21 protein-coding genes are annotated in these 25,553 nt (G+C 71.4%); 11 read left to right on the top strand and 10 right to left on the bottom strand.

Annotation, left to right across the window (positions count from 1 at the left end; translation table 11 throughout):
• Window positions 1-25: 25 nt before the first annotated feature.
• Together D7W79_RS02130 and D7W79_RS02125 are read right to left on the bottom strand one after the other, a co-directional pair.
• On the bottom strand, window positions 26-1,891 hold the full coding sequence (locus D7W79_RS02130; protein WP_120523648.1) for a cytochrome c3 family protein: 1,866 nt from the start codon (window positions 1,889-1,891) through the stop codon (window positions 26-28).
• A 268-nt stretch (window positions 1,892-2,159) separates the two neighbouring features.
• Window positions 2,160-4,016 (bottom strand): sensor histidine kinase, encoded by a 1,857-nt coding sequence (locus D7W79_RS02125; protein WP_120523647.1) that lies wholly within the window; start codon window positions 4,014-4,016, stop codon window positions 2,160-2,162.
• A 341-nt stretch (window positions 4,017-4,357) separates the two neighbouring features.
• Here D7W79_RS02125 and D7W79_RS02120 point away from each other — a divergent pair, with 341 nt between their 5' ends.
• The 5 genes from D7W79_RS02120 to D7W79_RS02100 all read left to right on the top strand — a co-directional run bounded on the left by D7W79_RS02120 (window position 4,358) and on the right by D7W79_RS02100 (window position 11,547).
• Window positions 4,358-7,405, top strand: coding sequence for a helicase-related protein (locus tag D7W79_RS02120; RefSeq protein WP_120523646.1), 3,048 nt, complete (start codon window positions 4,358-4,360; stop codon window positions 7,403-7,405).
• A 101-nt stretch (window positions 7,406-7,506) separates the two neighbouring features.
• On the top strand, window positions 7,507-8,304 hold the full coding sequence (locus D7W79_RS02115) for a TadE/TadG family type IV pilus assembly protein (RefSeq protein ID WP_120523645.1): 798 nt from the start codon (window positions 7,507-7,509) through the stop codon (window positions 8,302-8,304).
• Window positions 8,283-9,827 carry a pilus assembly protein TadG-related protein gene (locus tag D7W79_RS02110; RefSeq protein WP_120523644.1) on the top strand — a complete coding sequence of 515 codons (1,545 nt, stop codon included), beginning with the start codon at window positions 8,283-8,285 and terminating at the stop codon, window positions 9,825-9,827. The genes D7W79_RS02115 and D7W79_RS02110 overlap by 22 nt, the downstream gene beginning before the upstream one ends.
• Window positions 9,827-10,810, top strand: coding sequence for a hypothetical protein (locus D7W79_RS02105; protein WP_120523643.1), 984 nt, complete (start codon window positions 9,827-9,829; stop codon window positions 10,808-10,810). The genes D7W79_RS02110 and D7W79_RS02105 overlap by 1 nt, the downstream gene beginning before the upstream one ends.
• The gene (locus tag D7W79_RS02100) at window positions 10,807-11,547 is read left to right on the top strand and encodes a hypothetical protein (RefSeq protein ID WP_244221554.1); all 741 of its coding nucleotides are present in this window, start codon (window positions 10,807-10,809) and stop codon (window positions 11,545-11,547) included. The genes D7W79_RS02105 and D7W79_RS02100 overlap by 4 nt, the downstream gene beginning before the upstream one ends.
• A gap of 65 nt (window positions 11,548-11,612) precedes the next feature.
• Here D7W79_RS02100 and D7W79_RS02095 read toward each other — a convergent pair whose 3' ends face one another.
• Both D7W79_RS02095 and D7W79_RS02090 read right to left on the bottom strand, forming a co-directional pair.
• Entirely contained in the window at window positions 11,613-12,167 is a 555-nt protein-coding gene (locus D7W79_RS02095) for a hypothetical protein (protein ID WP_171435580.1), read from the bottom strand.
• 2 nt (window positions 12,168-12,169) lie between these two features.
• A complete protein-coding gene (locus D7W79_RS02090; RefSeq protein WP_120523641.1) occupies window positions 12,170-12,931 on the bottom strand; it encodes a hypothetical protein in 762 nt (253 codons plus the stop codon).
• Between the two features lie 105 nt (window positions 12,932-13,036).
• On the opposite strand from D7W79_RS02090, the gene D7W79_RS02085 reads away from it, so the two are divergent.
• Entirely contained in the window at window positions 13,037-13,759 is a 723-nt protein-coding gene (locus tag D7W79_RS02085) for a hypothetical protein (protein WP_120523640.1), read from the top strand.
• Here the strand turns inward: D7W79_RS02085 and D7W79_RS43475 are convergent.
• From D7W79_RS43475 to D7W79_RS02070, 3 genes are all read right to left on the bottom strand, one after another.
• Window positions 13,728-14,696: a hypothetical protein gene (locus tag D7W79_RS43475; protein WP_158616864.1), complete on the bottom strand. Its 969-nt coding sequence runs from the start codon at window positions 14,694-14,696 to the stop codon at window positions 13,728-13,730. The genes D7W79_RS02085 and D7W79_RS43475 overlap by 32 nt on opposite strands.
• Before the next feature lie 49 nt (window positions 14,697-14,745).
• Window positions 14,746-15,138: a hypothetical protein gene (locus D7W79_RS02075; protein WP_120523639.1), complete on the bottom strand. Its 393-nt coding sequence runs from the start codon at window positions 15,136-15,138 to the stop codon at window positions 14,746-14,748.
• 128 nt (window positions 15,139-15,266) lie between these two features.
• On the bottom strand, window positions 15,267-17,030 hold the full coding sequence (locus tag D7W79_RS02070) for an ABC transporter ATP-binding protein (protein WP_120523673.1): 1,764 nt from the start codon (window positions 17,028-17,030) through the stop codon (window positions 15,267-15,269).
• Between the two features lie 158 nt (window positions 17,031-17,188).
• Between D7W79_RS02070 and D7W79_RS02065 the strand changes: the two genes are divergently transcribed.
• The 4 genes from D7W79_RS02065 (at window position 17,189) to D7W79_RS02050 (ending at window position 22,854) form a co-directional block, all read left to right on the top strand.
• Window positions 17,189-17,629 (top strand): hypothetical protein, encoded by a 441-nt coding sequence (locus D7W79_RS02065; RefSeq protein ID WP_120523638.1) that lies wholly within the window; start codon window positions 17,189-17,191, stop codon window positions 17,627-17,629.
• A 124-nt stretch (window positions 17,630-17,753) separates the two neighbouring features.
• Window positions 17,754-18,875 carry a molecular chaperone DnaJ gene (gene dnaJ / locus D7W79_RS02060; protein WP_120523637.1) on the top strand — a complete coding sequence of 374 codons (1,122 nt, stop codon included), beginning with the start codon at window positions 17,754-17,756 and terminating at the stop codon, window positions 18,873-18,875.
• Between the two features lie 188 nt (window positions 18,876-19,063).
• Window positions 19,064-21,208, top strand: coding sequence for a penicillin-binding protein activator (locus D7W79_RS02055; protein ID WP_244221553.1), 2,145 nt, complete (start codon window positions 19,064-19,066; stop codon window positions 21,206-21,208).
• Window positions 21,205-22,854, top strand: coding sequence for an aspartyl protease family protein (locus D7W79_RS02050; protein WP_120523635.1), 1,650 nt, complete (start codon window positions 21,205-21,207; stop codon window positions 22,852-22,854). Before D7W79_RS02055 ends, D7W79_RS02050 begins: the two co-directional genes overlap by 4 nt.
• Here D7W79_RS02050 and D7W79_RS02045 read toward each other — a convergent pair.
• On the bottom strand, window positions 22,848-23,540 hold the full coding sequence (locus D7W79_RS02045; RefSeq protein ID WP_120523634.1) for a ferredoxin reductase domain-containing protein: 693 nt from the start codon (window positions 23,538-23,540) through the stop codon (window positions 22,848-22,850). The two genes, D7W79_RS02050 and D7W79_RS02045, sit on opposite strands and share 7 nt — an antisense overlap.
• A 55-nt stretch (window positions 23,541-23,595) precedes the next feature.
• Here D7W79_RS02045 and D7W79_RS02040 point away from each other — a divergent pair, with 55 nt between their 5' ends.
• Window positions 23,596-24,381 (top strand): transglycosylase domain-containing protein, encoded by a 786-nt coding sequence (locus tag D7W79_RS02040; RefSeq protein ID WP_120523633.1) that lies wholly within the window; start codon window positions 23,596-23,598, stop codon window positions 24,379-24,381.
• 7 nt (window positions 24,382-24,388) lie between these two features.
• On the opposite strand, the gene D7W79_RS02035 is transcribed toward D7W79_RS02040, so the two are convergent.
• Window positions 24,389-24,871, bottom strand: coding sequence for a hypothetical protein (locus tag D7W79_RS02035; RefSeq protein ID WP_120523632.1), 483 nt, complete (start codon window positions 24,869-24,871; stop codon window positions 24,389-24,391).
• Between the two features lie 10 nt (window positions 24,872-24,881).
• Window positions 24,882-25,472 carry a hypothetical protein gene (locus tag D7W79_RS02030; RefSeq protein WP_208729615.1) on the bottom strand — a complete coding sequence of 197 codons (591 nt, stop codon included), beginning with the start codon at window positions 25,470-25,472 and terminating at the stop codon, window positions 24,882-24,884.
• Between the last annotated feature and the right edge of the window lie 81 nt (window positions 25,473-25,553).

Below are 25,553 nucleotides of genomic sequence, written 5' to 3'. Positions count from 1 at the left end.
GGACCTCCGTGCGAACCGGCGGCGGCTAGAAGCCGGCGCCGGGGTGTGTCTTGTGACAACTGCCGGTGCACTGCTGGAACGACTCGCGGCCCCCGCCGACGTACATGCTCTCGATGGGGCCGAACTTCTCCACGTGGCTGTCGGGGTAGCTCTTGTGGCACGACAGGCAGGCGGCCTTGCTGGTGCGCTGCGTGGTCTCCTGCTTCAGGTGGCAGGAGGAGCACTTCTCCAGGGGCGCGTCGAAGCGGTTGGAGCGCGAGTGGATGAAGTGCGTGCGCACGAAGATGGGCCCCTCCAGTTCGAAGCCCAGCGGAGCATGGCACGACGCGCACGCGGCGCGGTTGTCGTTCGCATGCAGCACTTCACTCAGCTCGCCGCCCTTGCTGTGGCAGGTGTTGCAGGGGCCGGTGGTCAGCACCGCCTCCGTGTGCGTCTGCGTCCCCACCTGGATTTCGATGGTGCGCGACGCCGGCCGGTCCTCGCCCAGGTACACGCGGCGCGCCTTGGCGGTCACCAGGTAGGTGCCGGGCTTCGCGTCCGCGGGCAGGTGGTAGGTCCAGGTGTCGCTCACGGGCGCGTCCCAGCGGCCGTCGTTGGGGAAGAAGGCGCCGCCGAAGAGCTTGTTCGCCGGGGGGAAGGTCATGAACTGCGCGTAGACGCCGTCGCGCGCCGGGGTGGCGATGGTCTGCACGTCCTGCGAGTCATCCAGGAAGGCCTCCAGGTCGACGATGCTCCGGATGGGCTGGATGTCCTGCGCCGGCCCGATGAGCTGCGTCATCATCATCCGTTCCTGGTGCTTGCGGCGGTAGTAGGTCGTCGTGGGGTTGAAGAAGGCCTGATAGTACTGGATCCCCGCCGGATTGCCGGGAGCGCCCGGAGGTGCGACCTCATTGTAGGTTGGAAGGCTCCCGGCCGGGTGCAGCCGCTTGCCCTTGCCGTCCTTCAGGGTCATCTGGAAGGTGACGTCCGACCCGGGCGCGTACGTGCCGTCCTTGCGGGGCGCCGTCACGGGCTTGATGTCGATGCCGAACCCGTAGGCGTACTCCGGCTTGGAGACCTGCGTGACCGGGATGAAGTAGGGGGCGAACGGGCGCAGGCTCCAGCGCAGGCGCAGACCCACCGTGCGTGAGGTGAAGGTGAGCGTCTTCTGCTTCGCGTGGTCGTACGCGTTGCGCAGCTCCACCAGGGCCTCTTCCTCGTAGGCCTGGGCGCCCGAGCAGTCCGTGAGCGAGGCGCAGTCACGCGTCCACTGGATGGCGCGCATGCGGCGGATGAAGAAGTCGTCACGCTCCGTGCGGCGGGTGTCGTCGCTGCCGATGTTCAGCAGCACCGGCGCGCCCGTCAGCCGGCCGTGCTTGTCCACCGGCTCCACCGTGAAGAGGCTGGTCGCCTTCATCCACGCCGCGTCGCGGTAGAAGCGGCGGCGGGTGTAGGTGCCGTCCGCGTTCGACAGGCCCACGAACTCCTGGTCCGCCAGACGCACACCGGCCCACCCGATGGCGAGGAAGTCGCTGTTCTGACGCAGGCCGTCCACGCCCTCGTCCTTGTTGGTGAGCATGGAGGCGCGCAGGTCGATCTGGTTCACCCAGAAGGTCTGCCCGGCCTTCACCTTCAGGGGGACGCCCTCGCCGTTGTCGACTTCCAGCGCCAGGCCCACGGGCGCGGAAGCGCCGTTGCCGCCGCCCTTGAGGGAGGCATCGTCGGAGAGCGCCTGGCCCTGGGCCGCGAGCTCCGGCTCCAGCCCGGCGGAGGATTCCAGCTCCGCGGACTCCGGACCGCCGCACGCCACCGTCAGGCTGGCCAGCGTGGCCAGCAGGCTCGCGCGGCCCGCCGTGAACAGGCGAGGCGAAGTGCGCGTAGACCGCTCCTGAATCTTGTCTGCTCCACCCATGAGGGGACTCCTCCGAACGCGTATGTGCGGACGGCTGCCGGAGCAGCGTCGCGGCCAGTGGACCCGGGTGCCCTTGCGTCGGGGGGACGCTGGCGGAGGGTCGCGCTCAAATCCGGCTTTTGCCGAAAACGAGCAGTTCTAGCCGCACGGAGAATATCCACAATCAACAGAAGGATTCAACTTCTGAGAATAATTCTAGTCAGAGGCGAATGCGGACTGTTCGTGACTGAATGGGAAGGGGTGCTGGGGCGCAACCCACCCGGGAGGGTCATGCGCGAATCGAGGAAACGATTTCTGCCGGGGTTTCCGGGGTGAAAGGGAGTTCGACGGTGAACTCCGCGCCCTCTCCCTGCCTCGAGTGGACGCGGATGGTGCCGCCGTGGGCTTCGACGAGCTGGCGGACGATGTAGAGGCCCAGTCCGAAGCCCGGCGCGCGGCTGTCCGTTGTGACCCGCTCGAAGCGGGTGAACAGGCGCTGCTGGGCTTCCGCGGGGATTCCGGCGCCGTGGTCCCGCACCGACATGCGGATCCGGTGTGTGTCCTCATCCACGTCCACATGCACCTCCACCGGCTGGCCCCGGCCGAACTTGAGGGCGTTGCTGACCAGGTTGGTGAGGACGCGGTCCAGGCGCTGGCGGTCCCAGCGGCCGCGGGCCCCGCTGCGGGCGTGGACGGTGAGGGCGCAGCCGGCGGCGGCGGCCTGGTCCTCGTGGCGGGCGGCGACCTCGCGCGCCAGCTCCGCCAGGTCCATGGGCTGGGCCTCCAGCACCAGCCGGCCGCCGGACAGGCGCGACAGGTCCAGCAGGTTGTGCACCAGCCGCCCCAGCCGCTTCGTCTCCTCCTCGGCCAAGAGCAGCCCCTCGCGCAGGCGCGTGTCCTCGCCGTGGGCGGGCGCGCACTGCAGGCGCACGCGGCGCAGGCGCAGCTGGAGCGAGCTCAGCGGGGTGCCCAGGTCGTGCGCGGCCACGCCAATGAGCTCCAGCGCGTTCTGCGTCGCCGCCATCAGGCGGGCGTTGTCCAGGGCCAGCGCGGCCCGGGCGGACAGCTCCTCCAGGAAGGCCTGGTCCACCGCGCCGTAGTGGCGGTGCGGCCGGGTGGACAGGAGGCACAGCGCGCCCAGCACGCGGTTGTCCACGATGAGCGGCACGCTCAGCGCGGAGCGCACGCCCAGCGCGCGCCACAGCTCCGCGTAGGAGCTGTCGCTGAAGGAGGGCGGCAGCCGGTCCGGGTCCACCTCCGCGAAGCGCTCGGCGCGGCCGGTGTGGACGACGCGCGCGGGGCCGGGCTCGTCCAGTGACGGCCGGCGCATCAGGGGCTCCCACAGCCGCGTCTGGGTGGCCGCGTCCGCGCACGCCACCGCGCCGGGGCGCACGTCGCCCTTGCCGTCCGGCAGGTACAGCACGCACGCGTCCGCGATCTCCGGCACGCACAAGCGGGTGAGCGCGTTTCCCAGCTCCTTGGCGCCGGCCTGGGGCTGGAGCACGCGGCCGGCCTCGGCGAGCAGCGCCTGCATGCGCTCGGTGCGCTTGCGCTCGGTGATGTCGCGCGTCACCTCCGCGTAGCCCTGCAGCGTGCCGCCTTCGGCGTACAGCGCGGTGAGCAGCGTCTCCGCCCAGAAGCGCGAGCCGTCCTTGCGCAGCCGCCAGCCTTCCGACTGCAGGCGCCGCTCGCGCGCGGCCCGCTCACGGTGGGACGCGGGCAGGCCGTGCGACACCGCGTCCGGCACGTGCAGCACCTCCGCGCGCTGGCCCACGATGTCCGACGACGTCCAGCCGGTGAGCCGCTCCGCGCCCGTGCTCCAGCAGGACACCGTGCCGTCCGGCTCCAGGAAGCACAGCGCGTAGTCGCTCACGCCATCCATGAACAGGTGCAACCGCTGTTCACTCTGCAGCCGCTCCGCGTGCATGGGGCCCAGCGCGTTGCGCAGCACCATGACCAGCGCGACGAGGGCGCCCAGGCCCAGCAGTCCGGTGAGGATGTCGGAGACGTGATGGAAGAAGGCCCCATCATCCACCGCCAGCGTGTGGGTCGCGGACACCAGGGTGGCGAGCAGGATGAGTCCGGCCAGAAGGCACACGGACAGACCCGCACCAACCCTCTGCGCGAAGGTCCAACGTCGCAACATGTGGCACTCCCCCCCGACGGCACCGAGCGCTTCTGTGCAGAAGGACCCTCAACATCACCGAAAAGGTGGGGTGAGCGACATCGCACTGCCGGGCAGGGTATCCTATAACCCTGTTTTTACCTGTTTGTCATGAAATCATGGAGCCTACCTGACAGGACGGGAAGTTTTCGGCCGGCAGGACGCGGCGGGGCTGTCTGGCGGTGGACAGTGCCCTGGGACCGCCGGGAACTCGGGCCTGGAATCAAGGGGTTGGGAGGGGAGGAGGTGCTCGTGAAATGGCCTTCCGGGCGCCGGGACGTTATGCAGCGCCCCCCTCCTCGCATCCGGGTGTTGCACGGCATATGGCGTCTCTCGTCGAAGGTCTGAAGGTCCGCTACCTCCCGCAGCCCGAATGGGGCGTGGGGCATCTGGTGTCGCTGCAGGAGCAGGGGGCCAAGGCCCTCATCGCCTTCCCGTCCCGCGAGGATGCGCCGGTGCTGGTGTCCACGCGCGGCGGCGCGCTGGTGCCTTACCAGCTGCCCAAGGGCGAACCCATCCAGACGCCGAAGGGGCGCAAGGCCACCGTCCTGGGCGAGGAGCCCGGCGCGCGCGGCCTGCGCCGCTACGTGGTGCGCTTCGAGGACACGGGCGAGGAGGACGAGCTGCCGGAGTCCGAGGTCCGCGCGCTGGCGCCGCGCTCCGACCTGCTGTCCACGCTGCGCGACGGGCGGGTGGGGGACGCGAAGGCGTTCATGCTGCGCAAGCAGGCGCTGGTGCTGGATGACGAGCGCCGGGGCGACGCGCTGGGCGCGCTCCTGGCCAGCCGGGTGATGGTGAAGCCGCACCAGGTGGGCGTGGTGCAGCGCGTGCTGTCCGCGCGCCGGCCGCGCTTCGTGCTGGCGGATGAAGTGGGCCTGGGCAAGACGATTGAAGCGGGCATGGTGTTCAGCGCGCTGCGGCTGGTGGGCCTGGCGCGCAGGTGCCTAGTGGTGGCGCCCAGCCACCTCACCGTGCAGTGGCTGGTGGAGCTGTTCCACAAGTTCAACCAGCTCTTCACGCTGATGGACTCGGACCGCTACGAGCAGTCGCTGAAGGAGGCGCCGGACGTCTCCCCGTGGGCGCGCTTCCCGCTGGTGGTGACGAGCCTGGAATTGCTCAGCCGCACGCGCGAGCACCGCGAGGAGGTGGCGGCCGAGGACGCCTTCTGGGACCTGGTCATCATCGACGAGGCGCACCACCTGAAGGGCGAGAAGGCCTTCGCCGCCGCGAAGGGGCTGGCCGCGAACTCGTGGGGCCTGTTGCTGCTCACCGCCACGCCCATGCAGCTGGATCCGGCGGAGTACCACGGGCTGCTCACCCTCATCGACGCGGCGACCGCGCCGTCCGTGAAGGGCTTCGAGGCGCGGCTCCAGCGCCAGGAGGAGCTGTCCACCGCGGTGCGTGCCCTCATGGAGGGGCAGGACGCGAAGGCGGCCGTGGCCTCGCTGGCGAAGCGCTTCCCGGAGGACGCGCGGCTCCAGACGCTGAAGGAGAAGGAGGCGCTGCTCGCGCACCTGGCGGAGACGTACAGCCTGTCGGACCGGCTGGTGCGCAACCGGCGCGCGGTGGTGGGCGGCTTCTCCACGCGCAGGCTCCACCGGCACCCGGTGCAACTCACGGCGGAGGAGCTGAAGGCGCGCGATGCGGCCTTGGCCACGCTGGCGCAGGGCACGCTTCGTGGCGCGCCGCTGGCCAACGTGCTCAGGCGCCTGGAGTCCAGCCCCGCGGCGTTCGCGGGCGCTGTGAGGTCCAACCCGGCGCTGAAGGGCGCGGACCTCAAGCTGACCGGCCGCGACGCGAAGCTCATCGCGTTCGTGGGCGTGCTGCGCGGCATCTGGAAGGCGGAGCCGCGCGCGAAGGTGCTCGTGTTCACGGAGAGCCGTGACACGCTGGACTCGCTCCAGTCGGAGCTGTCGCGCGAGGGCGTGGAGGCGCTGGGCTATCACGGCGACCTGCCGCTCGTGGAGCGCGACCGGCAGGTGGCGCGCTTCCGTGACCCGGAGGGCCCCAAGGTGCTGCTCTGCACGGAGGTGGGCGGCGAGGGCCGCAACTTCCAGTTCGCGCACCACCTGGTCCACTACGACCTGCCGTGGAGCCCCTCCACCGTGGAGCAGCGCATCGGCCGCCTGGACCGCATCGGGCAGACGCACCCGGTGGAGATCCACGTCTTCGACCCCGCGGGCACGCTCGCGTCGGACGTGCTGATGCTGCTGGCGGACGCCGTGGGCGTCTTCGGTGAGACGGTGGGCGGCCTGGACGCGGTGCTGGAGGAGGTGGAGGACCGCATCGCGGACCTGGCCCTGCTGCCGCGCGAGGCGCGCGTCGAATACGCCGCGGAATTGAAGGCCCGCGTGGAGGCGGCGCGCGAGCAGGTGAAGCGCGCGTACGACCCGCTGCTGGACGTGCGCAGCTTCGACAAGCCCGCCGTGGCCCGGCTGGTGGCGCGCGCGCAGGAGCGCATGGGCGAGGAGCCAGCGGAAGAAGACTCCGAGGACGAGGCTCCGCCGCTGGAGGACGGGCTGTGGAGCGTGGCGCGCGACCTGGATGAACGCCTGGAGGAGACCGTCACGGAGCTGGCGCGCCGCGTGGGCATCGGCGTGGACACCGACGAGCAGGTGGAGGCCTTCCAGGTGGCCTTCCAGTTCGGCCACGCGCTCAACGTCGAAGGGCTGCCCGGCATCGACGTGATGCAGGACCGCACCGTGCTGGGCACCTTCTGGCGCGACACCGCCGTGGAGGCGGAGGAGCTGGAGTACTTCGCCACCGGCCACCCGCTGGTGGAGGCGCTGTTCGGCTTCCTCAAGGACGGCCCCTACGGCCGCAGCGGCTTCCGCCACATCGAGAAGCGCGGCGTGAAGAAGCCCGCGCGCGGCCTGGAGCTGCTCTTCCACGTCCAGCTCCCGGAGCCCCAGGACACGACCCCCGGCGCCCGCGTGCCCAGCCGCCAGCTGGCGCGCTTCCTGGCGCGCACGCTGCTGCCCGTCGCCGTGGTGGACGGCCCCCAGGGCCCCGTGGCCGACCCGGCCGTGCTCCCCGCCCTGGAGGCGGACGGCAAGGCCCTGAAGGGGGACGAGGTCCACCAGGCCTTCCCCGGCTTCGGCGCCTTCGTGGACGCCGCGCTGCCCGTGGCCCAGGCCGCCGCCGAGGCGGAGCTGGCCCGGTCCGCGAAGAAGGCCCGGGCCGCCATCGAGGCGGAGCGCGACGCCGCCGCTGCCCGCCTGCGCCTCTCGCTCTCCCACCAGGGACTGCCCCCGGAAGAGGTGGAGGCCCAGGTTGACGCGGAGCGCCATCACTATGAGCGCCTGCTGGGGGCGCTCGCGGGGGCGAAGGTGGTGCTGGACGCCGCCTGCGGGTTCACCCTCAACAAGTAGGGCAAACAGTTGTGTCATAATGGAATCGGCGTTGGCGGCGTTCCGGCCATTTGACCGATTCCCCAATCATCGAGAATCTAGGAGGAAGGCAGCCTCCCCTTATGGCCTTCCCCCGCCCCCAGCGTCGGCAGCACGAGTCCGGTCAGGCCGCCGTGGAAGCGGCGTTGTGCATGCCGCTGGTGGTCTTCATGGTGCTGGGGTCCCTGCAGCTCTTCATGCTGCTGCAGGGCCGCATCCTGGCGCAGGTGGCGGTGTACCGCGCGGTGCGCGCGGGCAGCCTCAACCACGGCAGCTGCGAGGCGATGACGCACGCGGCGCTGGTGACGATGCTGCCCACGGTGGAGCACACCCGCACGCCCGCGCAGCTGGCCGCCGCCTTTGAAGACCGCAAGCGCAACTACCTGCGCGTGCGCGGCTCCAAGGGCACGCTCTTCACCGAAGGGCCCATGGTGGAGATCGTCCGCGAGTCCCCGGACACCAGCTGGGTGCGCAGCCTGGCGGGCGACGAGGACCTGCTGTTCGACACGCCCACGGACTCCAACCTGGAGATGCAGCGGCGCACGCTCGAGATCCGCATGGTGGCCTGGTACTACATGCGCATCCCGTTCGCGGACTGGGTGATGAGCCGGATGTTCCTGGCCCAGTTCCACCTGCGCAACTACCGGGACGCCAACCCGCTCAACCCGGCGCAGAAGGAGTCCGACTGGTGGGCGGACACCGACGTGGAGCTGGGGCCGGATGACTGGCCCGGCGGCGACCTGGGCGCGCGGATGGTGCGCTGGAGCGCGCAGGGCCACTACCTGTTCCCCATCCAGGTCCACGCGGCCATGCGGATGATGACCCCGGTGAAGGCGTCCAACTTCAATGGAGGTGCCGGATGCAGCCTGCACGGCTTCTGATGAAGTCCGGCGCCCGAGGCCAGGCGCTGGTGCTGTTCTCGCTGACATTCCTCCTCCTGACGCTGATGGTGCTGCTCACGCTGGGCTTCGGCATGCGCGCCAAGGAGCGCGTCGAAATCCAGATGGCCGCGGACGCGGCGGCCTACAGCCAGGCCGTCTCCACGGCGCGCACGTTCAACGCCATCGCGGTGATGAACCGCGCCCAGATTGCCCACATGGTGGCCATGGCGGGCACGCAGTCGATGATCAGCTACGGCAGCCAGATGTACGCCGCGCGGCAGACGTCCGCGTGCCCCATGCCCGGGCCGGCGTGGTCCGGCCTGGACCAGGCGGCGGCCATGCAGACGCTGTCGCTGCAGGGGCGCGCGGGCGACATGTTCCGCGCGTCGCTGGCCATCTACAACCGGCTCATCGGCACGCACCTGGCGAACCAGGGCCTGACGAACCTCATCGCCAAGGAGGTCAACCCGGAGCTCTTCGCTCCGCCCGAGGGCGCCAACAAGTCGCTGGCGGAGGTGTCCGGCGGCGCGTCCTCCGGCTCCAGCTACGACGACCTGATGCAGCAGGAGAAGACGGGCTCGGTGCCGGAGACCTCCGGCGCGGTGATGCCCACCGGCGGCGGCCAGGGCAACGCCACGCGCAACGCCACCATGGGCAGCCTGGGCTGGACCTGGGTGCACAACCGCCCGAGCGGCAGCGCGGGCTTCGGCTCGGGCGCGGCCGCGCACAACCCGGGCTTCCAGCACTACGCCAACGCGGGGGCGATGGACTCCTCCACCTACCAGACCATCTCCGGCCGCAACTCGTGGGCGCACGACCACGGCCGCGCCATCACGGAGACCTGCCCGGACGGCACCCCCATCACCGCCGCGGCGACGGATGCCTGGGTGATGTCCGACGAGAAGCAGTCCACCGAGGACCAGCACGTCTACGGCGCGAACAAGCCGCCCCCCGGCCAGGGCGCGGAGAACAACACCACCGTGGACGAGCGCCACACGCTGGGCGCCTGCGTGGTGTGCCCCGGCATCTGGCCCTATTCGGTGGGCTTCAACGCGGCGCTCCTGCACGGCAACGCGGATGAGAACGACTACGGCCAGCCCAAGCTGTACGCGATGCTCCAGCGCGACTACGCCAGCGACTCGCGCCGCGCGAGGCCGGATCCGTGGAACCTGCTGTTCACGTTCAAGTTCGCGAACAAGGAGAAGGAGTTCGACAACGCCGCGCCGCTCGGGCGCATCCAGCCCACGGGCCGCGAGGACGTGCAGCGCAACCAGGTGGCGCTGGCCGCGGGGCTCGCCTACTACCACCGGCCCCGGCCGGCGGCGGTGGGCGGAGGCTGGGAGGAGCCGCCCAACTTCCTCAACCCCTTCTGGCGCGCCACGCTGGTGAGCACCGAGGGCGCCCGCGACGACAAGCCCGCGCAAAGCCTGCAGCAGGCGGGCTTCTCCGAGCACGCGGACGCGCTGCGCCGGCTGGACAACGCCGGCTACCGGGGCGGCAGCAGCACGGGCGGGAGGTACTGATGCACGCGCGCGCTTCCAGGTCGCGCCGCGGACAGGCGCTCGTCGAGACGGCGCTGGGGTCCATGGTGTTCGTCACCATCCTCCTGTTCGGCATCTACTTCGCGGAGGTGGGCGCGCTGACGCTCAAGGTGCAGGAGGCCGCCAACTTCGCGTTGTGGGAGGCCACCGGGCACGTGATGCACAACCCGCAGAACGGCGTCTTCCAGCGCTCGAACGCGGAGGCGCTGGCGTCCTCGGAGGCCTCCGGGCGCTACCAGGACTTCGACGGCCGGGCCAGCCAGACGAGCGGCAGGATGACCTTCCAGCTGGCCATCGCGCGCGCCACGCGGGTGGTGGTGGACTGTGAGGCCACGCGGCCCGCGGGCAGTCCCGTGGACATCCTGGGTACCCGCCCGGTGGACGCGGATCCGGGCTCGGCGGCGCTGGGGCTGGCCATGAACACCCAGTCCGACGGCATCTCCTGCACCGCGTACACCAACCTGCGCGCGGAGCGGCTGGGCACCTTCATGGAACCGGAGTTCTTCAAGGTGTCGCACCGGCTGGCCAGCGACCAGTTCCGCGTGTGCGCCGCCGGGCGCGCGTCGGGCGGGCGCTGCAACCGGCGCTTCTTCATGTTGCTGGATGACTGGGGCCTGTCGGGCGTGGCGGAAGGGCGCGAGTGCCCGCTCAGCACCAACACCGGCGGGCCCTGCGCGAACGTGGACTACTACGGCTGGGCCGAACGGGTGTACCGCGAGAACGGCGGCGGCGGCAGCGCCGGCAGCGCGCTGCTGGCGGGCGTGGGCGCGACGGGCGGCGTGAACGAGGACCAGTTCTTCATGAGCTTCCGCGGCGCGGAGAGCAACTACGAGCAGAGCATCGGCGCGTCGCACGCGGGCAACCAGACCGTCTGGGAGACGACCCCCTTCGTGGCGCCCAACGTCACCCCCAACTACCGGAGCGACGGCCGGCGCAACAAGTGGCTGGGAGGCGTGCCGCATTGAGCCGGGCCGGTGTCCGCGGGCGCGTGGCGGGCGGAGTGCTGGCGCTGATGGTGACGCTGTCCGCCGGGGCCAGGGTCCCTGATGCGGGCGTGCCGGACGCGGGCGTGGTGCCGGACGCGGGCGTGGCGGAGGCGCCGCGCTTCGCGTGGCCCAGGCTCCAGGTCATCGCGCACGTGGAGTCCAGCGACATCGTGGAGGCGGGCGGCATCCCCGTGGCGCTGCGCGCGGTGCACGTGAAGGAGAACGTGCGGGAGCTGGTGCAGCGCTTCGCGGATGCGTTCCGCGACGGCGGGCTCTACGTGCCGCCCGGCAAGGAGCAGGCGCAGTACGCGAACAACGCCGTGATGCTCACCGCGTTGGATCCAAAGCGCCGCATCACCTACACGGTGGTGATGATGCCGCAGCAGGACGGCACCACCACGCTGTACCTGGGCGAGGCCAACCACGCGCTGGCGCGTCCGCCCGAAGCTGCGGGGGACTTCGCGCCGCTGCCGCCCCAGGCGAACGGGGTGCTGCGCGTGAACGCGGAAGGGTCGCGCACGCTCAGCTTCCAGGTGCCGCTCACGGGGCCGCAGGTGGAGGCCTTCTACGACGACGCGTTGGTGAAGGCCGGGTGGAAGCGCGGCGACGAGGCCGGGCTGTACTCACGGACCGGCGCGGAGCTGCGGCTCACGCACCAGCCCACCAAGGACGGCCAGCGTGGCGTGGTGCTCATCTACCAGCAGCGCGCGCGCTGATCAGGCGCGGGGCAGCAGCGGGCGCGCTGACCGCGTCAGGCGCGCGGCGGCAGCGAGCGACTTGATCAGGCGCGCAGCTTCTCGCGCAGCGCCTTGGCGCGGCCCTGCATGTCGGGGTCCAGGCCGGTGAGCTCGATGGACTTCAGCCGCTGGTCCAGGCTCTTGGGCAGCTTCTTCTGGAGCGTGCCCGCCTCCTGGAGCGCCTCCAGCTTCGCCAGCGCCTTGTCCACGATGCGCTCGCGCGGGTGGTCCAGGAGGCTGTCGAGGAAGTACGCGTCCTCGGGCATGTCCGGATACTTCTCCAGGTAGTCCACCACGCCCTTCACCCAGTCCGCGCGCGTCTCCGACTCCTGCACCTTTCGCAGCGCGTCCTTCTGGGCCTTGCGCTTGCCCTCGGGGTCGAAGGTCTTCGCCAGTCCTTCGGGCAGCTCGCCGCCGGTGAAGAGGGCGTCCGCGGCCGTCTTGTATTTCTGGTAGCTGGCGCTGCGCTCCAGCTTCTGCTGCGCCGGGTCGTCCTGGCGCGAGTGGTACTTGCTCTTGCCGCGCTGCGCGTCCAGCTCGCGGTAGGACTTGTTGCGCTTGCCGGTGAAACCACCACCGTCGTTGTCGTCTCGGGCCATCTTCATCTCCCCTTGCGGGCGCGCCACAGCGCCGCCAGTCCCCGCCGGACGAGGGTGCGCACCTGCGCCAGCTCCTCGGGGGCGAGGGGGTGCTCCTCGTCCTGCTCCGCCTCGAACAGCGCTTCCGTCACGTATTCCTGGAGGGTGTCCGGCGCGGGCGGCGCATCCGGTTCCCTGTCCAGGGCCCTGGCATCCACGGCCGAGAGCCCCGGCGGCCAGCCCAGCTCCAGCATGGCATGCAGCTCGAAGAGCAGGTGACGGGCGACCCCATAACCTTCGTCCGTGAGGCCAGCGGCGTCAAGCGCACCCAGCAAGCCGTCCTGCCGGTTCTCGTAGGCATGCATCAGCCGCGTGCGCGCCTTGTCGTCGTCCTCCAGGTAACGCCAGGCGGCTTCGACGAATTCGCTGGAGGGCTCGCCGGGGTGGAAGGGCGCGGGCGGCTGCAGCCGCTCCTTCTTCGGTCGCGGCGGGCGGGGGCCGTCGTCCAGCCGCACCTCCTTGCCCTCCAGCACCAGGTCCCAGAGCCCCAGCAGGTTCTGGTACAGGCGGCGCGCCAGCTCCGCGTCCTTGAAGCGGGGCTCGCCCTCGAAGAGGGTGGGAATCACGTCGCTGGAGTCGGCGCCGTCGGCACGCGCCTCGCGCATGCGCTCGAGCACGTCGGCGGTGTCGCAGGGACTGCCGGCCAGCTCCAGCAGTCCGTCGAGCGTCTGTGCACCCTCGAACTGGCGGACGAAGTCGGGGGCTCGGTTCTTGGAGCGGCTCATCGTGAAATGGACGGTAGGCACAAGGCGGGCATTCGCGCACGGGGCATTCACGCCTGGACGGCGCGGCTTCCGTTTCGGGCCGGGCGCCCCTACTCTGCGGCAGTCATGGCCGTGGAACCTTCGTCCGACCCCTTGAAGTCCGCGATGCAGGAACTCTATCGCGCGCGCGCGGTGGAGGGTCCCCTGGGGGAGAACGGCCTGCGCACCGTCTGGCACCTGTCTCCCCAGGGCGCGGAGTTGATGTCGCTGGTGGACGAGGACGGCCGGGTGCGCCGCCAGGAGCTCACGCTGCTGGATGAGCACTGCATCTGGGCCAGCGGCCAGGGCGTGCGCACGGGCCGGGTGGAAGGCGGCGAGGCGCGCCCCGTGTCCACGGAGGTGCGCGCGGACCCGGAGCTGGTGCCGCAGCGGCTGGTGCGCGCCGCGCAGGCGCTCGCCACCTACGAGGGGCAGGACCGTTACATCCTGCACATGCAGCGCGTGCTGGCGCTGGCGCGCGAAGGGCTGGAGATGTCCAGCGTCATGTCGCCGGAGCTGATGGGCCGGGGGCCTGTCACGACGCGGGACACCGCGCCCACGCGCGCCGTGTCCTTCACGCCGGTGGCCCCGCCGCCGTCGCCGGAGGTCATTCCCGCCGCCGCGCTGGAGCCCGCGCCGGAAGCTGCGCCCGAGCCGGAGCCCGTGCTGCTGCGGCACGGTCAGCCGCTGCCCAACGAAGTCCTGCCTCCCGTGGTGCGCCGCTCGGAGGGGCTGGTGATGGTGGCCGTCTTCGGCTTCGCCTTCGTGGTGGGGCTCATCATGCTGTACGTGCTGACGCGGGGAAGCTGAGGCGCACGGGCGAGTGCTCGCCCATCAGGTGCGTCACGTCCGCGTCGGTGGGCACGCGGCCGGACGTGCGGCGCCCGGCGGTGACGCGCTCCGGGCCCAGCGTCGTGTGCAGCGGGTGTGCGTCCAGCACCAGCAGGACGGCCACCGCGGCGGTGAGCACCAGGCCGCCCACCCACTCCAGCGCGCGCGCGCGCCGGGCCTCCCGCGCGCGGTACGTCATCAGCCAGGTGACGCCCAGCACCAGCAGGCAGGAGAAGCAGCTCCAGCGCACCGTGCGCAGCCGCGCCGCTTGCGCCATGCCCTCCGCCATCAGGTCCGGGCGCAGCGCGCCGGGGGCCCGCGACAGCCGCGACAGCAGCGTGAAGAGCTGGTGCGCCTCCAGCGTGCCCACCACCGCCATGCCCGCCAGCGCCGCCGACACCAGGCTGCCCAGCAACAGGCTGCGGCGCGTGGCGTCGTCCTGGCCCGCGCTCGCGCGGCTGAGGCGCGCCATGCCCAGCGCCACCGACAGCGCGCCCAGCAGCATCGCGCTCGTCCAGGCGCCGAGAAGCCGGGGCGCCATCGCCTTGCCCATCCCCGCGGTGAGCGCGATGCCCGCGTCGGTGGCGGACACCAGCGGCAGCGCCGCCTGCATCCGCTCCAGCAGCACCTCCGTGCCCAGCAGGCCCAGCGACCAGGGCACCGTCGCCATGCCCACCATGACCGCCAGCGGCACCGTGCGGCCCAGCACCGTGGAACCCGCCGCGTAGGTGAGCAGCGGCACCTCCACCAGCAGGGTCAGCCCGAGCAGCACCGCGAAGGGCCCCGCGGAGGCCACCACGCTCAACAGGCCGGAGGGACTGCCCAGCAGCGCTGGCAACGTGCCCCCCAACACGCACACCGTGGTGGGGACGGCCAGCGCCACGACGAACAGTCCGGGCGCGACGTGGGGTCTCACTGGAACAAGCATTTCCAGTAAGAATAGGGTGTCGTCGATTCCTGGTAATTCAGACGGGGGGACGACCCACGAGCCAGTACACGACAGAGCACACGGCGCCGGCCACGGGAGCCAGCACGATTCCCCAGAGGAGTGTCTGGCCGCAGTCAGGACCCTCGCAGCCGATGCGCCCGTAGGCGAGCACGCCGCCCGCGAGCATGGGCACGTGCATGCCGGCGATGAACAGGCCCAGGCCGCGCAGCACGAGCCCCCGGTACCAGGGCCGCGTCCACAGCCGGAAGACGAGCGGCACCAGGACGAGCGTGCCGGTGAAGGCCGAGGCCAGCGCGAAGTGCCGGGCGGCCACCGCGACGCAGGCGCCCGCGGCCAGCAGCAGGGCAGGCACCAGCAGAAGCGCGTTGAGCGACAGCGGCTCTCGTTCGCGGGGTGGCGTCGGAGGCATGGGCCAGGGCGGAAGGCTCGCAGGGCGTGCCCGGTCGTGCAAGGCCGGGAATGGGGCAGGGCGGACGGGCACGGGGCCCAGGCTCACGCACCTCCCGCCGCGAAAGCCATGGTCCCTGGGGGCGGCGTTCAGGCGGCGACGGCGCCTTCGCCCAGCAGCCGCGCGTAGCGGCCTCGCAGCGCGAGCAGCTGCTCGTGGGTGCCGGCCTCCACCACCTGGCCGCCCTCCACCACGGCGATGAGGTCCGCGTCGCGCACGGTGCTGAGCCGGTGCGCGATGACCAGCACCGTGCGGCCCTTCATCAGCGCCGCGAGCCCCGCGCCCACCGCCGCCTCACTGGTGGCGTCCAGGGCGCTCGTGGGCTCATCCAAGAGCAGCAGGGAGGGGCGGCGCAGGAAGGCGCGCGCCAGGGCCAGCCGCTGGCGTTGTCCGCCGGACAGCCGGCTGCCCCGCTCGCCCACGGGTTCATCCAGGCCGCCGGGCAGCGCGCGCACGAAGTCCTCCGCGTGCGCCAGCCGCAGCGCTTCCCACAGCGCGTCATCCGGTGCGTCCGGCTGCCCCAGGCGCAGGTTGTGGCGCACGGTGCCGGAGAAGAGGACCGGCTCCTGCGGCACCCACGCCACCTGGCCGCGCACGCTGGAGGCCTTCAGCGACGACAGCGGCAGGCCGTCCCACCGCACCTCGCCGCCGCTCGGGGGCAGGAAGCCCAGGAGCACGGAGAACAGCGTCGTCTTGCCCGCGCCGGACGGGCCCACCAGCGCCACGCGCGAGCCCGCGGGAATCGTCAGGTCCACGCCCTTCAGCGCTTCCCGTCCATCCGAGTAGGTGGCGCGCACGCCGGACAGCTCCAGGGCGCGCGACAGGGGCGGAGCCTCCGCGCCCACGTCCGGCGGCACCGGCGCATCCGCGAGCGCGAAGAGCCGCTCCGCCGCCGCCAGCCCCGTGAGCACCTGGGACAGCGTGCCGCTCAGCGACTTCACTGGCTGGTAGAGCAGCAGCGCCGCCGCCATGAAGGACAGGAGCCGCCCGGCGAGCGATGGATCCATGGACACCGCGCGAGCGCCCCACGCCACCGCCGCCGCCACGCCCACGATGCCCAACAGCTCCACCGTCGGGCTGAACGCGCCGCGGATGAAGAGCGAGCGGCGCATCTCGTTCAGGTACGCCTCCGCCTCCTGGTCGAAGGACTCCAGCGCGCGCGGCACCGTCCCGTACGCCTGCACCACGGGGAGGTTCTGGAGCTGCTCGGCGGTGATGGCGCTGAGCGCGCCCAGGTTCGCCTGCGAGCGGGTCGCCACCTTCTTGAGCGAGCGCGCGAAGCGGTTGACCGGCAGCACGGTCACGGGGACGACGACGAACGTGAAGAGAAAAAGCTTCGCGTCGATGAGGAAGCAGGTCGTCAGCAGTGAGCAGATCTGCAGCCCATCCCTCACGTACGATGACAGTGCCTGGGTGACGGAGAACTCCACCAGGGGTACGTCCGAGGTGAACCGGGAGACAAGTTCGCCGGAATGGCGCTGCTCGAAGAAAGACGGCGGTTGGGCGAGCAGGCGGCCGTAGAGAAAGCCCCTCAGGTCGGCCATCACGCGCTGGCCCAAGCGCTGCATAAGGCCGCCCTGGAGGAACTGGGCGGTGGCCTTCACCAGCGCCACCGCGACAACCAGGAGGGGCAGCCGGGACAGCAGGGCTTCGGGCGACAGGGTCATCCCCAAGACGGTGACGGGGGCACCGGTGAGGACGGCGCGCAGCAGCGGCCCGACGATCCAGGCGTACGCGGCGGTGGCGGCTGCGGCAGTGAGCGAGGCCAGCGTGCCCGCGAGGAGCAACCGGCGGTAGGGGCTCAGGTAGCCCAGGAGCCGGCGATAGACGTGCGCGGAGGGACGGGGTGCCACGGAGGGGGCGCACTCTGTCACCGAGGCGACGGTGGCGTCCAAGCCAAAGGGACGTGGGTCGTAGGCGTGCATGGCCGCCTGCCCCACGGCCGGTCAGGGAGCGCTCGCGCCCGCCTGCGTTGCCGCATCCCACACATGCGGACAGCTTGAGAGGCGCCATGGAAACCAACTCCGAGAAAGAAGTCCTGTTCAATCCCGGCTGCGAGTCGGTCGTGGATGACGAAGAGCGCCGCCGTCTGCTCTGGCTGATGGCCGAGTATTTCCGCACCATCGGTTACTCGGACATCAAAGCCCGGCTCCCTGGCTTCATGCCGCCGCCCGTACTCTCCGGCACCATCGAGGATCACCGGCCGGACTTCACCTGTCGTCAGTCCGACTCCGCCCGGACGCCCATCATCCTGGAGATCGTCACCCCGGGCATGGTGGATGATCCCACCGCGGAGAACCGCTGGAGCCTCCTGGCCAGCGCCGCGAAGCTCTACAACGCGGAACTGCACTTCGTGGTCCCCAAGTGGTCCATCAACGGGCCCGTGGACCCGGCCCTCAAGCGCCGGCTCGCCCGCATGGAGCTGACCGTCAACCGCGTCTGGACCGTGTAGCCCGGCGCCCTGCTTCACGTGGGTTGGGCCCGGGCCTGGATTGCTGGCGAGTTTCGCTGCGTTATAGTGACTCCGATTCTCTACGCAGCTTGAAAACGCCAGCAAATTCCAGGGGTTCGATTCAATGGCAGGGGCCGCAGGGCAGAAGCGCGACTACTACGAGGTCCTGGGCGTCCAGAAGAACGTTACGGCGCAGGACCTGAAGAGCGCGTTCCGGAAGGTCGCGTTGCAGTACCACCCGGACCGCAACCCCGGGAACCACGAGGCCGAGGAGAAGTTCAAGGAGGCCTCGGAGGCCTATGAGGTCCTGAGCGATCCGGACCGGCGCACGAAGTACGACCGCTTCGGACACGCGGGCAACCCCTTCGGGGACGCGGGCGGCGGCTTCCAGGGCGTCAACATCAACGACATCTTCGGGGAGATCTTCGGAGACATCTTCGGGGGTGGCGGCGGGCGTGGCCGGCAGCGCAACAGCCGGGGCGCGGATCTGCGCTACAACCTGGAGATCAGCTTCGAGGAGGCGGCGTTCGGCTGCCGCCCGAAGGTGACCATCCCCCGTCCGAAGAAGTGCGAGACCTGCTCCGGCTCCGGCAGCAAGAGCGGCGCGGCCCCACGGCCCTGCGCGGCGTGCGGCGGCAGCGGGGAGCTGCGCTACTCGCAGGGCTTCTTCGCGGTGTCCCGGCCGTGCGGCGACTGCGGCGGCACGGGCGCCACCATCCCGGATCCGTGCGCCAAGTGCCGGGGCTCCGGGAAGACGCCGTCCGAAGAGGTCATCGAGGTCGCCATCCCGGGCGGCGTGGACAACGGTACTCGCGTGCGGCTGTCCGGCATGGGCGAGCCTGGCGACCGGGGCGGACCTCCGGGTGACCTGTACGTGACGGTCATCGTGCGCGAGCACCCGCTGTTCCAGCGCGAGGAGTACGAGGTCTTCTGCGAGGTGCCGGTGTCCTTCACGCAGGCGGCGCTGGGCGCGAAGATCGACGTGCCCACGCTGGACGGGAAGGTGAAGATGACCATCCCGCAGGGGACCCAGTCCGGGAAGGTGTTCCGGCTGCGCGGCAAGGGCATCCCGCACCTGCACAGCCAGCAGCGCGGAGATCAGCACGTGCGCGTCATCATCGAAACGCCCACGGAGCTGACGTCCAAGCAGCGCGAGCTCCTGGAGCGCTTCGCGGAGGTGTCCGGCGAGGAGACCCATCCCCAGTCGAAGACCTTCTTCGACAAGGTGAAGGAGCTCTTCGGCTAGGAGGCCGGGCGTGCGTCCAGGGCCGCGCGCGAGCGTGGCTCCGGGGCCGCACGCGGCGGGGGAGGGGAGGCGGCTCCCCTCGGTGACGCACGCGGGCATGCGCGGTGCACTGAAGCGGACGTTCCAGGGGAATCTTCCCCCCGCTCAAGTGTCGACGGAGCCTCACCCGCGCTGCTATGCACCTCGCCATGGAAGTCCTCTCCGCATCGCGCCGCGCGCTCGTCGCCGCGCTGGCCCTGACGTTGACCGCCTGCCCCAAGTCGCCCTCCCGCACCGACAGCCGGGACGACACCTCCGGGGACGACACCACCCAGAACAACCGCCCGCGCGTGGAGGTGAAGCAGGACGCCACCGCGAACGCGGCGCTCGCCCAGGCCCGCACCCAGGCGCAGGGGAACCCGGACAAGAAGCAGGCCGCGGAGGCCTACCTGTCCGTGCGCAAGGCGTACCCCGCCACCACCGCCGGCCAGGACGCGCTCTACAACGCGGGCGTCCTCTACTTCGAGTCGAAGGACTACGCGAACGCGCGCAAGACCTTCAACGAGCTGCTCTTCGAGAACCCCCTCTACGCCCAGGCCGAGGACGCCAAGCACAAGCTGGCCGTCTCCGCCATGGAGGTGGGCGCCTACCGCGACGCGTACCAGACGCTCACCAGCCTGGCGGAGCGCGCGGAGGGCGCGGAGAAGGAGCAGCTGCTGAAGGAGGCCGCGCGCGCGGCGGAAGGCGCGGGCCTGTTCTCGCAGGCGCTGTCGTCCGCGGTGAAGGACGCCGGTGACGCGCAGACGCCCGAGGAGAAGACCGCCGCGGTGCAGAAGGTGGAGCAGCTGGTGGAGGGCCGCGCCAGCTTCCTGGACATCGCGCGCGTGCAGGAGGGGCTGTCCCCGTCCAACCCCGCGTGGCCGGTGCTCCAGTTCAAGCTGGCGCGCATCTACTACCACCTGCGTGACTGGACCCGCCTGGAGGAGACGCTCCAGACGTACCTGCGCGAGGCGCCCAACAGCACCTTCGCGCCGCAGGCGAAGGAGCTGCTCGCGCGCGCCACCCGCCGCGTGGAGGTGCGTCCGCGCACCGTGGCGGTGCTCCTGCCCATGACGGGCCGCTACCAGCCCATCGGTGAGGCGGTGCTGCGCGGCGTGAAGCTGGGCCTGCAGGGCAGCGACATCGAGCTGGTGGTGAAGGACACGCAGGGCGACGTCAACAAGACGGGCACGGCGATGGAGCAGCTGGCGTTCGACGACGGCGCCATCGCGGCCCTGGGCCCGCTGCTGGTGGACGACACCAAGCGCGCGGCGCTGCTGGCGGAGGAACTCCAGGTGCCGCTGCTGACGCTGAGCCGTCAGGAGGGCATCACGGACATTGGTCCGTACGTCTTCCGCAACATGCTGACGAACTCCGCGCAGGCGCGCGCCATCGCGGACTACGCGATGAACGTGAAGGGCTACAAGCGCTTCGCGGTGCTCTACCCGAACATCCCCTACGGCGTGGAGCTGGCGAACGAGTTCTGGGACGACGTGGTGTCGCGCGGCGGCGCGGTGCGCGGCGCGGAGTCGTACTCGTACGACCAGACGACGTTCACCGGCGAGGCCAAGCGCCTGGTGGGCCGCTACTACCTGGAGGACCGCGGCGACTGGGCGGAGGCCGTGCGCGACGTGCAGGGTGAGAACATCACGGACGCGTACCGCCGCCGCAAGGCGATGGAGAAGGCGAAGAGCGGCGTGGAGCCCATCATCGACTTCGAGGGCCTCTTCATCCCGGACGACTGGCGCCGGGTGAGCCTGGTGACGCCCGCGCTCGCGGTGGAGGACATCGTCACCAACGCGTGCGACCCGCGCGACCTGGAGCGCATCCGCAAGACGACGGGCAAGAAAGACCTGAAGACCGTCACGCTCTTCGGCACCAACCAGTGGTCCAGCCCCAAGGGCCGCTCGGGCCTGCCGGAGCTGCTGGAGCGCGGCGGCAAGTTCGTCACCTGCTCGGTGTACGTGGACGGCTTCTTCGTGGACTCGCAGCGGCCCGCGACGCAGAAGTTCGTGAAGACCTACCGCGACGCGTACAAGGAGACGGGCCGTGACCCGGGCCTGCTGGAGGCCATCGGCTACGACTCGGCGCGCATGGTGCGGCAGGTGATTGACAAGCAGCGCCCCAACACGCGCGCGGCGATGCGCGAGGCCCTGGCGGGGCTGAAGGACTTCGACGGCGCCACCGGCCGCACGTCGTTCAACGACAAGCGGGAAGCGGACAAGCAGCTGTTCCTGCTGTCCGTGGACAGCAAGGGCGTCAACGAGATCAACGTGGACAAGGAGAAGGCCGCCGTCCGCGGCTCGGGTTCATGAGCCTGCGTGCCGGGGGCTTCGTCCTCGCGGGCGCGCTGGCGCTCACGGGCTGCGCGCACACGGCCGCGGGCCTTCCGCCAGACACGGTGACGCGGTTGGCGTCCACGTCCGGAGGCTTCCTCTCCGGCGCGGTGGAGGGCTTCGACGGGGAGCCCACCGTCCTCAACCGCAAGGACTTCATCTGGGCGCTGGACTTCGCGCCGAAGGGCCACCGTGTGGCGTACACGCGCCTGGGCGACAAGGCGTACCACGTCTCCATCTGGGACCTGGCGCCGGCCTCCGCGCAGTCGGGTGACGCCAGCGCGCCGGTGATGCGCGCGGATCCGCAGGTCAACGTGCAGCAGTACGACCTGGAGGGCGTGGCCTTCTCGCCGGACGGCGCGAAGGTGGCCACGGTGAGCCGCAGCGGCGCGGTGCAGCTCTTCGACGCGGCGACGGGCGCGCAGGTGGGGGCGCTCGCCACGGAGGAGCCGCTGGTGTCGGTGGCCTTCCATCCGGATGGCCGCTGGCTGGCGGTGGGCAGCGCGCAGGGGCTGGTGTCCCTGCTGTCCGTGCCGGAGCTGGCGTTCGGCGCGGAGGCGCGGCTGCACACGGGGCCGGTGAGCGCGCTGGCGTTCGCGGCGGACGGGACGCTGTACTCGGGCGGCTGGGACGGGCACGTGCGCGCGTCGGACACGCCGGAGCAGGCGCTCCGGCCGGATGTGGCGCGCACGCACTTCGAGCGGCGCGGCGGCTTCGCGGCGGTGCAGGGGCGCGTGGACAGCGGGCCGCCGGTGGTGCTGGCGCTGGACTCGCGCACGCCGGTGGTGGTGCTCACCACGGCGGCGGCGACGGCGTCCGGCATCGACGTGGCGTTCCTGAAGGACACCGTCACCGTGCCGGGCGCGCTGGGCAACACCGTGGCGCGGCTGGCGCGCGGACGCACGCTGCGCTTCAAGGCGATGACGCTGCCGGGCGTGGACGTGGCGGTGTGCGACGCGTGCGTGCCCCAGGGCAGCCAGGGCGTGCTGGGCGCGCCCTTCAGCGAGCGCGTGGACACGGTGTTCGACGAGACGACGGCGGAGGCGGTGCTCACGCTCAAGGGCGGCGCGCCGGAAGGGGCCACCCCGGCGACGGCGCGAGCGCTCACGCCGCGCCTGGACTTCACCTTCCCGGCGCACGTCAACGACGTCACCGTGGACGCGCGGGGCAAGCGCCTGGGCGTGGCCTTCAGCCAGGAGAAGGCGGAGCGCAACCGCACGGTGTACGAGCGCGAGCGCAAGGGCGTGGAGGAGCCGCGGGGCCCGTGGAACGCGGGCGCGCTGGTGGACGCGGCCTCCGGTCAGGTGCTGCGCAAGTGGGAGCTGCACCACGGCGTGGTGTCCACCGCGGCCATCGCGCCGGATGGGCGCTCGCTGGCGTCGGGCGGATGGGACCGGCGCGTGTACCTCTTCACCGACGGTGCGCCGGAGGCGAAGGGCGAGCTGGAGTTCGGCTGGTCCGTGCGGCGCGTGCGCTTCGCGCCGGATGGGCGCCAGGTGGGCGTGGCCGCGTGGACGCCGCAGAAGGCCACCGGCAGCCAGGAGAGCGACCCGGCGGCGGTGGTGGTGGGCGTGCGCTACGCCTCCCCCACCGTGGAGCCGCGCGCGGCTCCGGCGGCTCAGTAGTTGAGGAACACGGCGTTCCTCGGAACGCCGCGCCGGGCCAGCTGGGCCATCACGTCCTGCACCATGTCCGTCGGCCCGCACACGAAAGCGATGGCGTGCTCCAGCCGCTCCTCGCCCAGGTGGGCCTGCACGTAGCCGACGAGGCCCTGCCAGCCGCTGGCGCCGGGGCGGCTCACCGTGCACAGCACGCGCACGCCGTCCGCCTGCCACTGCTCCAGCTCATGCTGGTACGCGAAGCCGCCCGCCGTGCGCGCGCCGAAGTACAGCGTCACCTGGCCATACGCGCCGCGGTCCTGGCGCACGGCGGCGATGACGGGGCGGATGGCGGAGATGCCGGAGCCGCTGGCGAACAGCAGCAGGTCCCGGCCGCGCGCCTTCTCCATGGGGAAGCCCGGGCCTTGCGGACGCATCACCTCCACGCGCGCGCCCAATGGCAGGCGCAGCAGCTCGGACGGCAGCGAGCCGTCATCCTTGAGCAGGAACTCCCAGTGCGTGCCATTGGGGGCGGGCGGCGAGGCGATGGCGAACATGCCCGGCTCCCCACCGGGAAGGCGCAGCTGCACGTACTGGCCCGGGTGGGCGTGCGAGCCCACGAGCGGCGTCCCGCCGATGTCGAGCACCCAGTCGGTGAGGCCATCCGCCGCGGCCTTCCGGGCGGTGACGGTGGCGGTGTGCCAGTCGCTCATGGGGGCTTTCTAACCGGTCCTCCTGACGCGTGCCTCCCCTGCTAGAGTCGGCCCTGTGAAGACCGTTTTCTGGCTGTTCATGTTCCTGGTCGGCCTGGCCGGCGTGGTGATTCCGCTCACGTACCTGTACACGGCCAGCAAGCTGCCGCGTCTGGAGAGCGAATTCGACGTCGAGAGCCAGCTGCGCCATCGCATCGAGGGCGACCGGATGAGCGTGCTGGCCGGCCGGATGGACCAGGGCGGCCGGGAGCGCACGGCGGTGACCTTCACGCGGCCGGACTTCTCACGGATGCCCAAGGACCTGGTGGCGCTCTACATCCGGCAGATGGAGTGCCCCACCTACTTCCAGACGCCGCGCGAGGACGGCCGCGCGTGGGCCTGGCGCCTGTTCGCCGGCGTGACGCTGGGCACGGCGCCCCCCGGGGACGGTTCCTGCGAGCGGTGGCTGGCCATGCGCATCGCGCGGGAGATGGGCATCGAGGGCGACCTGCAGCTGTCCGTGGCGGCGCACCGGCTGCACGCGTTCTTCCAGAAGGACCAGCTCGTCGCCTACGACCTGTCCACCATCCGCTTCGAGCGCGGCGTCATCGGCGTGGAAGACGCGGCCCGCAAGCTCTTCGGCCGTGAGCTGGGGGAGCTCCAGTTGTCGGAGCTGGCGGAGCTGCAGCTCGCGCTGCCGCCGTACGGGTTCTACGGCGACCTCAAGGCGTGCAAGAACGCGAGCCTCATCCGGCAGAACCGCGACCTGCTGCTGCAGGACCTGGCGGGCTACTCGCTGGTGAGCGAGGAGCGCGCGCGCAACGCCATCGCGCAGCCGGTGGCGTGCCTGTCGGTGAAGTAGCGGGCCGTCAGCGCCGCACCTCGGCGGGGACCTGAGCAAGCCAGCCCACCTCCAGCGCGCCCCACAGGCCCAGCAGGATGGCCTCCGCGGCGTCGTGGCGCAGCGAGGTGGGGCGGGGCGCGTGGGACCAGTCGATGACCCGCCGCGCCAGTCCATCCGCGGCGTCCTTCGCCAGCGAGCCGCTGCGCTGCTCCCGCGCGTAGAGCAGCCGGTGGCGCCAGTCCTCCGCGGCCACGCGCAGCACGGGCAGGGCGCGGCGCAGGGCCTCGCGCTCCCAGACGTCCGCGATGGGGCCACCGCCCTCCAGCACGAGCCACGCGAGCGGGGCCGCGTCCTGGAGCACGGCGGGCACCGCGCGCTTGAGCCGCGCGTGCGTGCCGAAGTTCTGCGAGCGGTACCATTGCAGCCGCCCGTCCGCGCCGAAGCGCGCGAGCCCGCTGCGCAGCCCCAGGTCCACCGCGAGCAGCGCAGGGCCTGGGGGTGCGGTCATGGCGTGAGGGCTACTTGAGGTAGTGCAGCTTCCAGCCGCGGAGGTCGTCGAGGATCTCCGTGCGGCCCGCCGCGTCGTCCGCGTTCTCCAGCCGCTTGAGCTGCTGGTCCAGGTAGTTCCGCGCGGCCTGCCGGGTGAGCCCCTTGTGGACCTTGTTGCCTGCGTACAGGTCGCTGCTCTCGACCTGACTCACGGTGGCGAGGATCTGATTGCGCACGGTGGCTTCACTCACGGACTCCGTGCGCTTGGGCGGCCCTTCGCGGACGGGCTTCGCGGCGGCGGTCCTGGCGACGACCGGCGCCTGCTTCGCCGGCGGCGGAGGCGGCTCGGCGATGGGCGCGGGAGGCGTCTCCTGCACGGGCGCGACGACGACCGGCGGCGCGGGCGGAGGCGGCGTGGGTTCGACCTTCGGAGCGGGAGGCGGCGTCGGCGCCGTGGCGACGACGGGCGGAGGCGTCTCAGCGCCACCGCGCGTGGCGACGACGACGCCCACGGCCGCGAGCAGCACGGCCGCGCCCACGGCGATGGGCACGAAGCGCCGCATCGACTGGGGCTCCTCCTGCGGCACCATCGGGTCGTCGGGCAGGACCGGCGGCGGCACCTGGGCTGTCTCTTATACAGATCTCCGAGCCCACGAGACATGCGCAGAACTCGTATGCCGTATTCTGCTTGAAAAAAAAAA

The organism is Corallococcus exercitus (assembly GCF_003611585.1).
Classification (GTDB): Bacteria; Myxococcota; Myxococcia; order Myxococcales; family Myxococcaceae; genus Corallococcus; species Corallococcus exercitus.
Note: the sequence above shows the minus strand (reverse complement) of the source record. Positions and strands in the feature narration are given on the sequence as shown.